The sequence below is a fragment of the Achromobacter sp. EB05 genome (assembly GCF_044232075.1).
In the GTDB taxonomy this organism is placed as follows: Bacteria; Pseudomonadota; Gammaproteobacteria; order Burkholderiales; family Burkholderiaceae_B; genus Achromobacter; species Achromobacter dolens.
The window spans coordinates 4,306,775-4,319,906 of sequence record NZ_CP155917.1; the positions used below are offsets into that span (position 1 = coordinate 4,306,775).

Annotated in this window: 12 protein-coding genes; 3 read left to right on the forward strand and 9 right to left on the reverse strand. The window is 69.1% G+C overall.

The annotated features are described in order from the left end of the window. The first annotated feature begins 198 nt into the window (after nucleotides 1-198). The 3 genes from AAID08_RS19510 (at nucleotide 199) to efp (ending at nucleotide 3,301) form a co-directional block, all read left to right on the forward strand. Nucleotides 199-1,401 (forward strand): DUF2863 family protein, encoded by a 1,203-nt coding sequence (locus tag AAID08_RS19510; protein WP_054503018.1) that lies wholly within the window; start codon nucleotides 199-201, stop codon nucleotides 1,399-1,401. An 8-nt stretch (nucleotides 1,402-1,409) separates the two neighbouring features. Then, complete coding sequence (gene earP / locus AAID08_RS19515; protein WP_054503019.1) at nucleotides 1,410-2,522, forward strand: elongation factor P maturation arginine rhamnosyltransferase EarP; 1,113 nt, start codon at nucleotides 1,410-1,412, stop codon at nucleotides 2,520-2,522. 218 nt (nucleotides 2,523-2,740) lie between these two features. Then, a complete protein-coding gene (gene efp, locus AAID08_RS19520; RefSeq protein ID WP_006220534.1) occupies nucleotides 2,741-3,301 on the forward strand; it encodes an elongation factor P in 561 nt (186 codons plus the stop codon). A 95-nt stretch (nucleotides 3,302-3,396) separates the two neighbouring features. Here efp and AAID08_RS19525 read toward each other — a convergent pair whose 3' ends face one another. From AAID08_RS19525 to AAID08_RS19565, 9 genes are all read right to left on the reverse strand, one after another. Continuing rightward, nucleotides 3,397-3,855, reverse strand: coding sequence for a DUF1178 family protein (locus AAID08_RS19525; RefSeq protein ID WP_144654734.1), 459 nt, complete (start codon nucleotides 3,853-3,855; stop codon nucleotides 3,397-3,399). Nucleotides 3,856-4,043: 188 nt separating this feature from the next. Further along, complete coding sequence (locus tag AAID08_RS19530; protein WP_054503021.1) at nucleotides 4,044-4,751, reverse strand: DUF2968 domain-containing protein; 708 nt, start codon at nucleotides 4,749-4,751, stop codon at nucleotides 4,044-4,046. A gap of 114 nt (nucleotides 4,752-4,865) precedes the next feature. After that, nucleotides 4,866-6,272 carry a sigma 54-interacting transcriptional regulator gene (locus AAID08_RS19535; protein WP_054503291.1) on the reverse strand — a complete coding sequence of 469 codons (1,407 nt, stop codon included), beginning with the start codon at nucleotides 6,270-6,272 and terminating at the stop codon, nucleotides 4,866-4,868. Between the two features lie 49 nt (nucleotides 6,273-6,321). Beyond that, the gene (locus tag AAID08_RS19540; protein ID WP_240317297.1) at nucleotides 6,322-8,433 is read right to left on the reverse strand and encodes a pilus assembly protein TadG-related protein; all 2,112 of its coding nucleotides are present in this window, start codon (nucleotides 8,431-8,433) and stop codon (nucleotides 6,322-6,324) included. A 59-nt stretch (nucleotides 8,434-8,492) separates the two neighbouring features. Further along, nucleotides 8,493-8,939: a DUF3613 domain-containing protein gene (locus tag AAID08_RS19545; protein WP_054503023.1), complete on the reverse strand. Its 447-nt coding sequence runs from the start codon at nucleotides 8,937-8,939 to the stop codon at nucleotides 8,493-8,495. A gap of 14 nt (nucleotides 8,940-8,953) precedes the next feature. Continuing rightward, nucleotides 8,954-9,826 (reverse strand): tetratricopeptide repeat protein, encoded by an 873-nt coding sequence (locus tag AAID08_RS19550; RefSeq protein WP_082401947.1) that lies wholly within the window; start codon nucleotides 9,824-9,826, stop codon nucleotides 8,954-8,956. Nucleotides 9,827-9,837: 11 nt separating this feature from the next. Then, on the reverse strand, nucleotides 9,838-10,833 hold the full coding sequence (locus AAID08_RS19555) for a type II secretion system F family protein (RefSeq protein WP_054503025.1): 996 nt from the start codon (nucleotides 10,831-10,833) through the stop codon (nucleotides 9,838-9,840). An 11-nt stretch (nucleotides 10,834-10,844) separates the two neighbouring features. Further along, nucleotides 10,845-11,774, reverse strand: a complete 930-nt coding sequence (locus AAID08_RS19560) for a type II secretion system F family protein (RefSeq protein ID WP_144654731.1) — start codon at nucleotides 11,772-11,774, stop codon at nucleotides 10,845-10,847. Continuing rightward, nucleotides 11,774-13,129 carry a CpaF family protein gene (locus tag AAID08_RS19565; protein ID WP_175143233.1) on the reverse strand — a complete coding sequence of 452 codons (1,356 nt, stop codon included), beginning with the start codon at nucleotides 13,127-13,129 and terminating at the stop codon, nucleotides 11,774-11,776. The genes AAID08_RS19560 and AAID08_RS19565 overlap by 1 nt, the downstream gene beginning before the upstream one ends. Nucleotides 13,130-13,132 lie beyond the last annotated feature (3 nt).

Below are 13,132 nucleotides of genomic sequence, written 5' to 3' on the forward strand. Positions count from 1 at the left end.
AATCAGCAATAAATCCCCTAAACAGGCACGATCTGTTGCCAGACCCGCACCAATCCCAGGCGGAAGGCCGGGTCCAGTCCGGTGACCGTCGGCGCCCTTGTGCTGCCCGATTCGCGGGCGCCCGGGCGTCGCCGCGACCACCGCCGTGGCGGGCGTTAAACTACGTCGTTACACACTTACTGGACGTCCTCCGAAGTTATGGCCCGATCCCGCAGCCAATCCGCTCCCCGCTTGACCCGTGACGCCACCCGCCTCATCACGCTTGCCCAGTCGCTCAACCGCTCGGGCAGCCGCGTCGAAGACGTGTACTGGGAGAATCAGCTTGGCGAAGCGATTCCAAAGCTGCTCAAGGCAGGCCAGGATGCCCCGCTGGAAGCCGCGCTGGACCACCTCGCCCAGGGCGACGTGGGCGCCTATGAGGTCCTGATCGAGCAGGCCGAAACGCTGTCCGAGTCGATGAAGATCGAGAAGAACGGCGTGCGCTACGACATCCTGCTGATCGTCGCGCCCATCGTGGCCTGGACCCGCTACGCCATCCCCACGGGCCCCGTGCCGGCCAGCGCCCAGCAGGCCCTGCTGGCGCAACTGCATGGCCACGTGCTGTCGAGCCAGGCCCGCAGCGCGCTGATGCCGGTGCTGGTAAGCGTGGACCAGATGCCACGCACCTTCTCCGAGACCTGGCAATGGCTGCAACGGCTGGGCTCGCAGGCGCTCGGCGCCGAGACCACCAAGCCCGCGCTCAATGCCGAGGCCGAAACCGCCAACATGCTGGCCGACACGCGCTACATCGTGGCGGCCGTGGCGGTGCCCGAGTTCGCGCCCGTGTTCCGCTGGCAGGAGCAGATCGGCGAGGCCGAGGCCAGCCGCGACGCCTGCCTGGCGCAATGGGCCGCGCAGGCCCAGCCGACGCTGGCCGGCCTGCTGCCGGGCTGCGGTTTCGAAGCCCTGCTGCCCGACGCCTACTACGTCAGCAACCGCGAGGCCGACCGCCGCGTGCGCCCGCTGTCGCTGCGCGCCGCCATCAGTTGGCTCGAGGGCGCGGTCAATCTCGAGGCCTCGCAACTGCGCGCCGTGGTGGCCGGCTGCGGCGAAAACCGGGTCGACGAATACCGCGTCAGCTTCACCGCGCGCAACAGCAACGACGTCTACTACGGCTGCGTCTGGCCGCTGTACGGCCGCGAGGAAGACCTGCCGGCCGACGAGGGCCAGCCCGACGTGGTCGACGAGATCGCGGCGCTGCTCAAGGAATACGGCGTGAGCGACGTGCGCCGCATTCCCGGCGTGCTGCCGCCGGAATATTGCGAGGACTGCGGCGCGCCCTACTTCCCCAATCCCCTGGGCGAACTGGTGCACGCCGAATTGCCCGAAGACGCCGAGGCGGCGCCCGCCAAGTTCCACTGAGCGCGTCGATGCAAGCGGACATCTTCTGCCGCGTGGTCGACAACTACGGCGACATCGGCGTCTGCTGGCGCCTGGCGCGGCGACTGGCGCATGGCCGCGGCTGGGAGGTGCGCCTGTGGGTGGACGACCTGGCCAGCTTCGCGCGCATCCAGCCCGGCATCGATGCCACTGCCGCGCGCCAGGCGTTCCAGGACATCGATATCGTGCGCTGGACCGACACGCCGGATCCGACGCTGGCCGCCCGCGACGTGGTGATCGAGGCCTTCGCCTGCGATCCTCCCGAGGCCTTCCTGGCCAGCATGCGCCAGCGTCATCCCGCCTGGATCAACCTGGAATACCTGAGCGCCGAGGCCTGGGTGGAAAGCTGCCACGGCCTGCCGTCGCAGCGCCCCGACGGGCTGGTCAAGCATTTCTTCTTCCCGGGATTCACGCCGGCCACCGGCGGCCTGCTGCGCGAACCGGGCCTGACGGCCGAGCGCGACGCCTTCCAGGCCGATGCCGAAGCCCAGGCGGCGTTCCTGCGGGGACTGGGCGTGGCCGAGCCTCTCGTGTCGCAACGGCGCGACGGCGCCCGCACCGTGTCCCTGTTTTGCTACCCCAGCGCGCCAATCGACGGCCTGGCGCAGGCGCTGGCGGCCGATGCCCGCCCCGCCCTGCTGCTGGCGCCGGAAGGCGTCGCTCCCGGGCTGGAAGCGGCCTGCGCGCGGCCCGGCGGCCCGGCGGTGGCGCGCCTGCCGTTCGTGGCGCAACCCGACTTCGACCGCGTGCTATGGTGCGCCGACCTGAATCTGGTGCGCGGCGAGGATTCGTTCGTGCGCGCGGCCTGGGCGGCGCGTCCGCTGGTCTGGCAGATCTACCCCCAGGAAGAGAACGTGCACCTGGAAAAGCTGGATGCCTGGCTCGCGCGCTATCCGGCCCCGGAAACCGCGGCCGCCGCCATCCGCGCCTGGAACCTGCCCGAGGCCGGCGCGGCGGCGGATGCGATCGGCGCCGCCCTCGCGCCGGCCGCCTGGCGGGCCTGGACGCAGGCGGCGCGCGACTGGGACGCGGCGCAGGCCGCCCGCCCCGACCTGGCGGAAAATCTGGCCGATTTTTGCGCAGAGTTGGCCAAGAAACGCTAGAATAGAGAGTTTTCTGAGTCGCCCGGGTTTTTCGGCGCCTCAACTATGACGCCTCCCGGGGTGTGCATGAAAGTCGAGCGAGCGGGCCTTTTCGGGCCCGCGGGCTTGAGATGGCGTTGAGATCAAGATGGCGGGCCTGGCCCGTTGCCTGGCGCCCTCACCCGCCGCGGCTTTCTGCAAGCACGGCGAGTGCACCCTTTCCCCCCGGAGTTTTATCGATGAAAACCGCTCAGGAATTGCGAGTCGGCAACGTGGTCATGGTCGGCAAGGATCCCCTCGTGGTCCAGAAGGCCGAATACAACAAGTCCGGCCGTAACGCCGCCGTCGTCAAGTTGAAGTTCAAGAACCTCTTGACCGCCTCGGCCAGCGAATCGGTCTACAAGGCCGACGAAAAGTTCGAAGTCGTCCAACTGGATCGCAAGGAGTGCACGTACTCCTACTTCGGCGACCCGATGTACGTCTTCATGGACGAAGAGTACAACCAGTACGAAATCGAAGCCGAAAGCATGGGCGACGCCCTGAACTACCTGGAAGAAGCGATGCCCGTGGAAGTGGTCTTCTACGACGGCCGCGCCATCTCGGTGGAACTGCCCACGACCATCGTGCGCGAAATCACCTACACCGAACCGGCCGTCCGTGGCGACACGTCGGGCAAGGTGACCAAGCCCGCCAAGATCAACACCGGCTACGAACTGAACGTGCCGCTGTTCTGCGCCATCGGCGACAAGATCGAAATCGACACGCGCACCAACGAATACCGCAGCCGCGTCAACAACTGATCCGGCGACAGGCAAGAAAAAGCGCCAGCCCTTCGGGGTCTGGCGCTTTTTTTTGCCTTGCGCGGCCGTGAAAGCCGCCGCGGCGGCGAACGCGGCTATTGCAGGCGTTCGTCGTCGAGGAAGTCGGGCACGGCCATGACGTCGATGCCATCCTCGGCCAGGGCCTCGCGCTCTTCGCGCGTGGCGGTGCCGCGGATGGGGCGCTCGTCCGCGTCGCCCTCGTGGATACGGCGCGCTTCCTCGGCGAAGCGCGCGCCGACGTTTTCGGTATTGCGCAGCAGCGCGCGCACCTGGCGCATCACCACCGCCTGCAGCGCCGACATCTTCTCGGCGTCGGTGGCGCCGGCCGGCGCCGCCGGCTGCGCCGCGGGCGCGTGCAGGTGCGCCACGTTCAGGCGCGGCGCCGACAGGCGCTTGGTGATGCTGGCCGAGCCGCAGACCGGGCACGACACCAGTCCACGCGCCTGCTGCGCGTCGTAGTCTTCGTGCGAACCGAACCAGCCTTCGAAGATGTGGCCGTGCTCGCACTGGAGGTCGAAAACTTTGAGAGCCATGATGGAAATATGGGGGCTGGCATCCAGAATACAAGAAAGCGCGCGCGCACTCCTGGATACCGGACCGCGAACGGGGTTTTCGGCCGATTCCGGGCGGTTTGGCGGCATTTGCGCCACACACCGGCAGCGGCCGGGCCCCGCCCAATGAAAAGCGGGCCCGGGGGCCCGCTTGCTGGCGTGCGAGGCGCTTACTTGCCGCGCCTGGGCGTGGCGGGCGCCTGGCCGATCTGCGCCTGCTGCGCCTGCAAGGCGTCGATCTGGCGTTGCAGGTCGCGCAGTTGCTGGCGCACGTCCTTCTGCTGGTCGGCGAGCGCGGTGGCTTCCTGGCGCGACTGTTCCTGGCGCGCGGCGACCTGCTCTTCCTGCTGCATGCGCAGGGTGCGGTCGGCCTGCAGCGTGCTCAGCTCGGCGCTGCGGCTGGCCAGCAGCTTTTCGGCGTGGGTGTATTCGGCCTGCAGCTTGATGCGCTTGATATCCACTTCGGCCAGGTCGGCCGACTGGGCCGCGAAGGCGCGGTAAGTGGCCTCGGCCTGCTTGTCCGACTTGGTCTTGAGCACGCGCCAGAAGTCCTTCTGCTGGAACAGGGCCACGTAGTACGTCAGATCGTCCGGCTTGAAGAGCAGGCTGGCGCCGTACGTGCCGTTGTAGGTCGTACGCAGTTCGGAAACCTGGCGGTTCTGGATCAATGCCTGCAGCTCGGCCACCGTCGAGGACGGGCGCGCGGCGGGCGCTGGCGCGGGCGGGGTGACCGGGGTGGAGGCGGCTTGCTTGTCCTCGACCTGCTGCACCGTCGGGCGCGGGGGCTCGGATTGCGCGCTGGCGCACGCGGCCAGACCGGACAGGGCCGTACCCAACAGCGCCATGCGAGCGGCGGCACGGATAAAGTGGACGTTCATGCCTTCCCCAAAAAAATCGTTGCGGAACTATAGCAATTTATTCCGGTTGAAGCTGACGCGCGTGAATAACACGCGGCGATAGTGTCGCGCGCCCAGGGACATTCCCTATTGCGCTCACGACGCCTCGACAATGCCATCGGCGGTTTCGCCCTGGCCGCCGCCCAGATGCAGCTTGCGCATCTTCTCCCACAGCACCTTGCGGCTGATACCCAAGGTATTGGCGGTGTCCTGGCGGCGCCAGCCGTTGACGTCGAGCGCGGCCAGGATGCGGGCGCGCTCGGCGCGTTCGGCGTCGGTGAATACCGGCGGCTCGCACTGGGTATTGGCGCCCGCCGTCGCCAAGGCCGCCGGCCCGCCCAGCGGCTCGGCCAACTGATCGAAAATGCGCTCGATGCGGGCCTGGTCCCAGGCCTGGAACTGACGCCGCACGATCGCCACGCGCTCGGCCACGTTGGAAAGCTCGCGCACGTTGCCGGCGTATCGCGCGCGCGCCACGCGTTCCAGCAGCCAGGCGGGCGGCTCGCCCTCGGCGCCCAGCCGTTCGAGCAAGGCGCGGAAGATCGCCACCTTTTCCTCGGGGCCGCGCTGCTCCAGGTTGGGAATGCGCAGCTCGATCACCGCCAGCCGGTAATACAGGTCGGCGCGGAACTCGTCCTGGCCCACCAGCACACGCAGGTCCTTGTTGGTCGCGGCCACCAGCCGGAAATCGACCGGCACCTCCACGGTGGAGCCCAGCCGCGTCACGGCGCTCTGCTCCAGCACGCGCAGCAGCTTGACCTGCTGGTACAGCGGCAGGTCGCCGATCTCATCCAGGAACAACGTGCCGCCGCTGGCCTGCTCGAAATAGCCCTTGTGCGCGCCTACCGCGCCGGTGAAGGCGCCCTTGGCGTGGCCAAAGAAGTGCGCCTCGAACAGCCCTTCGGGAATGGCGCCGCAGTTGACCGCGACGAACGGCCCGTCCGACCAGGCGGCGTGGTCGTGCAGCAGGCGCGCAATGCGCTCCTTGCCGACGCCGGTCTCGCCGTGGATCAGCACATTGCTGCGGCAGTCGGCGAACATGTCGGCCTCGGCCAGCAGCGCCCGCATCGGCTCCGACACGGCGATCAGCGGCTGCTCGCGCCGCGGCGCGGCGCGATTGAACTGGTCGAGGGTGCCCAGCAGTTCGAACAGCAACTTGCGCAGATCCGCGGTGGTGAAGGCCAGCGGCAGCGTATAGGAGTATTCCGGCGGGTAATAACGCGGATCGCGGCCACGGGCCTCGGACGCCACCCAGATGACCGGCATGGCCTGCACCGACAACCAGTCATAGCCGCTGAAGCGGTTGTCGCCCATGACCGAGACCGACACCAGCGCCACCGCGGGCCGCGACGGGTCGCGCGGCGGCGGAAACGCGGTGCCGGCGTCGGCGCGCACCAGCGACACATCCATGCCGGCCAGGCAGCGCTCGGCCCGGCTGGCGATGTCGGACGTGCCCTCCCAGACGTAGACGTCGAACTCTTCGCGCGAGAATTTCTGGGTCATGGCGACCACCGGGCCGGCCACGAAGGGGCGGAAATCATGGGCTTCATCATCAATACACCAGGCGGGGCTTGCCGCAGTCCACCGACAGCAGCGATACATCGGTCTGGCCGACACTCAGGCCAAGCATGTCCAGCAATTGCTGCAGCAGGGTCGACAGCATGCCGAGCAGCGGCTGCAGCAGCGTCACCACGATGGACAGCACGCCGCCCACCTGGTTGCCGCCGCTCAGCGCCAGCGAGGAGACCGCGTTGACGCGGCACTGGCGGATCCCGTCCGGCGTGATCGCCAGCAGGCAGGTCACGTCGCTCAGCGGCGCCAGCAGCAAGGAATTGAGGAGGTTGCCCACCAACTGCAGCGTGCCGCCCAGCACCCCGGTCAGGCCGCCGTTGGTCATGCGCTGGCCGAGCTGGTTGAGCGCGGTGGAGGACCACTGCATGTCGTTGACCACCTGCGAAATCGATTTGCCCGGATTGCTGCCGCCGCCGCCCACCAGCGTGGTGGCCAGCGACAAACGCTGTTCCGGCGTCAGCGGCGTGCCGGTGCCGACCAGGTCGCCCAGGATGCCGCCGACCACGGCGTCGGCCAGGTTCGAGGCCAGCGCGCCAAGATTGACCGAGGTGGCATTGACGGTGGCGGTGGAATTGGGCGACGGCGGCTCGGTCAGCGTGACCGACACGGGCGCGGTCGAGTTGAAGATCGGCAGCGTGACCTTGCTGGTCAGCGGCAGGATGCCCAGCACGTTCAGGACCTGGTAGCGCTGGATCGATGCGAACGAGCTGGGCTGGCAGCTATTGGTGATGGACAGGAAATTGGCCTGCACGTTGTCGACGGCCGACGACATGCCCGGAAAGCGCCCCAGGCAGATATTGGCGACCGACGAGGTCACGTCGATCGTGGCCTGCGACTCGGTGAGCGGCGCCTGGCACAGCTTGGAGACCGTGCCGGTCGATTGCGCCACGTCGATGATGACAGGCAGGTCGATCTTGGTGCCGAGCGTGTTGGCCAGCAGCGGGCCCACCAGCGGGATGTTGCTGGTGTTGGCGCGCAGGTAGACGCGGATGCCGGCGCTGGTGGCCTGCGTGCCCACCCCGCCCACGCCGATGGTGGGCGGCTCGACGATGCGCACCTGCGATTGCACGCCGAGCAGCGGCACGTTCAGGCCCAGGTTGACCAGGTTCTGGCCGTTGGCGATGACCAGCGCGGTCTCCAGCACATTGAGCGCGTTGATGTTGGCCTGCAGCGCCGAGTTGATGTCGCCGCCCACCACGTTCAGGTCCAGGACGCCGCCGTCGCCGAACAGCTTGACCGGCAGGTTCACCGGCATCACGTTCAGCACCACGTTGATGGCGTTGGACAGCAGCCCGAGGCTGGCGCCGGCGGTATCGCCGGCCTTGTTCATCACGGTCAGCGTGGCCTGCAGCAACTGGCCCAGCGTCAGGTTGTTGAGCGCGGCCAGTTGCGCCGGCGTGCCCACGCCGGTGGCCACCGACACCGGCAGGCCCAGCGCCTCCAGCAGGCCCGACGGCGTGATGTTGACGGTGGCCAGGCCGGCCGCGTCCAGGATGTCGAGCTGCGCCGGCGTGGCGCCCACGGTGGCCAGCAACTGCGACAGCAGGCCGCCCTTCTGCAGGCGCAGCAGGCGCGAGCCGACGGTGAACACGGCCACCGGCTGGGTGCTGGTGGCCACCGAGATCACCTGGACCTGCGCGCCGCCCGCCGTGCTGCCGGAGAAGCTGGGGATCAGGCTGGTGAGGGTCTTGTTGACGGTGATGCGCAGCGCGTTCGGCGCCTGGCCGCTGGCGGGATCGAACACGTACATGCCGCTGGCGTCGGCGCGGCTGGTGTCCCACACCTTGCATTCGACGGTGACGTCGGCCGCCGAGAAGCTGTCGAAGATGTTGGGCACGTTGGCCAGCACCGCGGCCCGCCCCGCCGCCTGCGCCCGGGCGCAGTCCGCGGGCGCGCCCATGCCCAGCACCTGCACCGCCGACAGCGCCGCCAGGTCCGAGGCCTTCTGCATTTCGCGCTTCATGTAATAGGCATAGCCCAGTTGGGCCACGCCCAGCAGCACCAGACCGACGATGACCACGAAAACGATGGCCACCGTCATGCTGCCGCGCTGCCGCGGGCAGAACGCAGAACGAGAATGAGTGGCTGGCATGATCGTGGCTCCGTGGCTCGGCGAGACAGGCCCGAGGCTCCTTGTCGTGTGAACAGGCGCTAGTTCGTGTTGTTGGTCTGCACCCGCTTGGTGAACCACTCGGGAATCGGCCGGGTGAAGCTGTCGACGTAGCGGTTCCAGGCGGCGGTGGACGCGGCGCCCAGCACCGGCAGCGCGGCGCCGGCGCGGCGGCCGTCGGCCTGCGCGGCCAGCAGGCCGCGGGTGATGTCGCCGAACGCTTCCGGCGCCTCGGCCGCGGGTTGCGGCGCCGGCTGCGCGGCCGCCTGCGGCATCGGCGTCTGCACCTGCTGCACCACCGGCCGCGCCGGCATCTGCGCCGCGGGCGCGGCGGCGGGCGCGGCCGGCGGCACGGGAGAAGCCTGCGCCACGCCGCTCATGGCGCCGCCCGTCAGCGGCGCGTTCGACTGCGCCTGGCTCGCCCAGGGCGTGGCCGCGGCGGCAAGCAGCGCCAGGGAAAAAGGAACGAAGCGTACGGTTCGGGACATATCGGGATTCCTGGTTAGCGCACGATCGGGCCGTTGCCCAGTCGGTCCATCAAGGGGCTCATGACCGGCATGACGATGCCTTCGCCACGGGACACCCGCGTCGCCGCCGTGTCGGCCCCGGCGGCCGGCGCCACACCGCTCGGCGCGGCGGTCTGACTGCGGATCTCGGCGGCCAGGCGCAGGACCTGGCTGCGCGCCTCGTCGCCGAGCTTGGCGCGGTCCATCACGTTCTGGGCGCGCACCGGCTCGCCCTCGACCAGCAGCAGCAAGGCCAGGTTGGCCAGCACCTTGCCGCTCTCGGGCGCCAGCTCGGCCGCCTGGCCCAGCGGCACGCGGGCGCCGGCCGGATCGCCGGCCCGCAGCCGCGCGTAACCCAGGTCGCCCAGGATGCGCGGGTCCATGGGCGCCAGCTTGGCGGCGCGCGCGAAGTCGTCGGCGGCCTGCTCGAACTGGCCGCGCGAACCGGCGATCAGGCCCAGCCCGTGCCAGCCGTCTGCCGCCTGCGCGGTGCCGATCAGGGCGCGGTAGGCCTGTTCGCTGGAGGCCGTCTGGCCGGTCTGGCGCAGCGCCTCGGCGCGCAGCACCGCGATGCGTTGATCGTTGCCGAACTTCTGCTGGAACGCCTCGATGTAGGCCAGCGAGGCGAAATAGCGCTCCTGGCGTTGCGACTCGGCGATCATCGACAGCATCATCTCCGGCTCGGCCGGCTTGCGGCGGTTCTCCGCCTCGTCCTCGCGCTGGCGCGCCAGCGCCTGTTCCTGCTGCTGTTGCTGGATCAACTGCCAGGCGGTCTCGGCATTGTTGCTCTGGCAACCCGCCAACGTCCCGGCGCCGGCAACCGCCGCCGCCGCCAGGGTCCAACGCCATGCGCGCCGCGCGCTTTCCATACCGCCCGCCATTACATCCCCCCCATGCGCGACAAACCGCGCAATACCGCCACAAACCCCGCCCCGCCGGTCACGATCAGCAGCGCCGGCAACAGGGTCACGATCATCACCGCCGTCATCTTGACGGTGGTCTTGCCCACTTTTTCCTTCAGCTCCAGGCGCCGCTTCTCGCGCAGGCGCTCGCCAAACCGGTTCAGCGGCTCCTGCACCGCGCCGCCGTGCTGGTCGACCTGGGCGATGAGGCGGCAGATGGCTGACAGGTCGTCGTTGTCGAAACCCGCCGCCAGCCGCGCCAGCGATTGTTCGCGGGTGCGGCCGCGCACATACAGTTCGGACGCCAGCCGCAACTCGTACGCCAGCACCGGCAGCACCTGGTCGAATTCCTTGGTCAGCACCTGCAGGCTCTGGTCGATCGACAGGCCCACGCCCTGCAGCAGCCGCAGCAGGTCGATCAGCAGCGGCAGTTCGTTGGCGGCCTGCTTGCGACGGCGCGACAGGCGCCGGCGCACGAACCACTTGGGCAGCATGTAGCCGATGGCGAAACCGAAGAACGCCGCCACGAACAGGCCCAGCGACGAGCCGATGCTGCGCCCCAGATCCAGCGCCACGGCCGCCGCCGGCAGCAGCAGCGCCAGGGTGAAGCGCGCGACGATGAAGCGCAGCCGCGCCGTGGCCGGGTTCTCGTAGCCCGCCATATCCACCAGCTTGCGGTCCTCGCCGGCCAGCAGCGCTTCGGCGAAGCGTCCTTCGCTCAGGCGCTTGCCGAACGAGTCGGCCGCGCGCGTGGCGGCGGCCAGCCGGCCCTGCGCGCCCTCGGCCGCCGGCGCGGCGGCCGCCTTGACGCGGCCCTCGCGCGTCGCCAGGGCCTGCTCCACCACCTGCCGGCTGCGATCCTGGCCGCGCAGGCGCCGCGTCATGCTCAGGCCCAGGATCAGCATGGCGGCCGCCACCAGCATCAGCGCCACCGCCAGCACCGTTGAGACATTCCAGGATTCGATCGCTTGCATCCGCGTCGTCCTCAGATGGCCTTGGCCATGCGATACAGGATGTAGGAGCCGCCCAGTTGCAGGCAGACCGCCGTCATCAGCATCTTGAAGCCCAGCGGGTCCACCCACAGACCCATGAACAGGTCGTTGTTGGCCACCATGATGAAGCCGGCGATGCCCAGCGGCAGCAGCGCCAGGATCCAGGCCGACAGGCGGATTTCCGCCGAACTGGCCGATAGCTCGGCGCGCGCCTGGCCGATGTCGCGCATGAACGCGGCCATGCGCTCGAGCACCTGGTCGCTGCGGCCGCCGAAGCGCAAGGCCACCGACACCACGGCCGCCACCATGTAGAGCTCCTTCATGTCGTACTGGCGCGAAACCTGCACCAGCGCCGCGTCCAGTTCCTTGGCCGAGCGGCTCAGGGCGGCGGCGGTCTCGACCACTTCGCGCAGCGGCTCGTCGGTGGTGGCCGCGGCGGTCTGGAAGGCCGACGCCATGCTGTTGCCGATAGTGACCAGGCGCACGATGTTGTCCAGAAACGCCGGCAGTTGCGCCACCCTGCGGCGCTGGCGCCGGTCGGCGCGCAGCCACAGCAGGAAATAGGCGAACACGGTCAGCAGCACCAGCGTCACCAGGCCCGACAGCCAGCCCAGGAAGGCCCAGGCCAGCAGCGCCGCCAGCACGATCGGCAGCGTCAGCTTGGCGTAGAAGCCGGGACTCTGGCGCACACCGCCCTGCAGCAGCAGCATGTCCCAACGCGAGAAACCGCTGCGCAGCGCGCGGGCGCCGTGCGCGAACGGCATCTTGCCGCTGACCGGCGCGCCGCGGCCGCGCCGCAACTGGTCTTCGAGAAAGGCGGAACTGGCGGCGCGCCGCTGGCCGCTGTTGGCGTGGCGCCACAGCAGCACCGCCGCCAGCGCCAGCACCAGCGCCAGACCCGCGATCACTCCGGCCTGCAGCATCAGCGCCTCCTGCTCCAGAAGCCGCCGCCGTCGGACTCGGGCGGCGCGTTGTCGGTCGGCCGCTGCTCGCTGCGCATCTTGGCCAGCTTGGGGGTGTGCGGATGGATGCCGAGCCAGTTCCAGCGATCCTTTTCCTCGCCCTCCGGCGTGGCGAAGGTCTCGTGCCGGTAGAGTTCCTGGGTCGAGATGACGTTGTCGCCCATGCCGGTGACCTCGGTCACCGACAGCACCCGCCGCTTGCCGTTGGACAGGCGGCCGATCTGCACGATGAAGTCGAGCGCGCTGGCGATCTGGCGCCGCAGGCTGTCCTCGCTGCCCTGGAAGCCGGCGAAGCCCGCCAGCATCTCGATCCGGTACAGGCATTCGCGCGGCGAGTTGGCGTGGATCGTGGCCATCGAGCCTTCGTGGCCGGTGTTCATGGCCTGCAGCATGTCCATGACCTCGGCGCCCCGCACTTCGCCCACCACCACGCGGTCGGGACGCATGCGCAGGCTGTTGCGGATCAACTCGCGGATGCTGACCGCGCCGCTGCCGTCGAAGCCACCCTGGCGCGATTCCAGCCGCACCACATGCGGGTGGTTGAGCGACAGCTCGGCCGTGTCCTCCACGGTCACCACGCGCTCGGTCTCGGGGATGAAGAAGGCCAGCGCGTTCAAGAGCGAAGTCTTGCCCGAGCTGGTGCCGCCGGACACCAGGATGTTGCAGCGGTTCTTCACCGCTTCATGCAGCAGCCGGTAGATCTCCTCGTCGAAGGTGCCCAGTGTCAGCAGGTCGGCCGGCTTGAGCGGATCCTGGCGGAACTTGCGGATCGACACCATCGGGCCATCGACCGCCAGCGGCTCGATCACCACGTTCAGGCGGCCGCCATCGGGCAGGCGCGCGTCGACCATGGGGCTGGACTCGTCCAGCCGGCGGCCGATCGGCGCCAGGATGCGGCGCACGATGCGCAGGACGTGCTGGTTGTCGGTGAAGCGCAGCGTCTCGCGCGCCAGCACGCCGCGGCGCGACACGAACACGTTGTCGTAGCCGTTGATCAGGATGTCCTCGACCGCCGGGTCGGCCAGCAGATCCTCCAACGGCCCCAGGCCGGCCAGCTCCTTGGTCAGGGCCTCGGCGATCTGGCGCATCTCGCCTTCGTTGATCGGCACCCGCCGCAGGCGCACGAAGCTGGCCACCTCGATGTCGACGAACTCCTGGATCGCCGATCGCGCCCACCTGCCGAACTCCGCGCCCAGCTCCTCGATGCGGGAAAGCAGATGCTCGTAGGCCGCCGTCTTCACTTCCTGGAAGCGGTTGGACGAGGCGAACCCCTTGTCGCCATCGCCGCCGAATTCTATGGTCGCTGTCATGATCATGTG

Coding starts and splice junctions, on each gene's coding strand:
- AAID08_RS19510 (WP_054503018.1), top strand. CDS start 199: ATGGCCCGATCCCGCAGCCAATCCGCTCCCCGCTTGACCCGTGACGCC.
- earP (WP_054503019.1), top strand. CDS start 1,410: ATGCAAGCGGACATCTTCTGCCGCGTGGTCGACAACTACGGCGACATC.
- efp (WP_006220534.1), top strand. CDS start 2,741: ATGAAAACCGCTCAGGAATTGCGAGTCGGCAACGTGGTCATGGTCGGC.
- AAID08_RS19525 (WP_144654734.1), bottom strand. CDS start 3,855: ATGGCTCTCAAAGTTTTCGACCTCCAGTGCGAGCACGGCCACATCTTC.
- AAID08_RS19530 (WP_054503021.1), bottom strand. CDS start 4,751: ATGAACGTCCACTTTATCCGTGCCGCCGCTCGCATGGCGCTGTTGGGT.
- AAID08_RS19535 (WP_054503291.1), bottom strand. CDS start 6,272: ATGACCCAGAAATTCTCGCGCGAAGAGTTCGACGTCTACGTCTGGGAG.
- AAID08_RS19540 (WP_240317297.1), bottom strand. CDS start 8,433: ATGCCAGCCACTCATTCTCGTTCTGCGTTCTGCCCGCGGCAGCGCGGC.
- AAID08_RS19545 (WP_054503023.1), bottom strand. CDS start 8,939: ATGTCCCGAACCGTACGCTTCGTTCCTTTTTCCCTGGCGCTGCTTGCC.
- AAID08_RS19550 (WP_082401947.1), bottom strand. CDS start 9,826: ATGGAAAGCGCGCGGCGCGCATGGCGTTGGACCCTGGCGGCGGCGGCG.
- AAID08_RS19555 (WP_054503025.1), bottom strand. CDS start 10,833: ATGCAAGCGATCGAATCCTGGAATGTCTCAACGGTGCTGGCGGTGGCG.
- AAID08_RS19560 (WP_144654731.1), bottom strand. CDS start 11,774: ATGCTGCAGGCCGGAGTGATCGCGGGTCTGGCGCTGGTGCTGGCGCTG.
- AAID08_RS19565 (WP_175143233.1), bottom strand. CDS start 13,129: ATGATCATGACAGCGACCATAGAATTCGGCGGCGATGGCGACAAGGGG.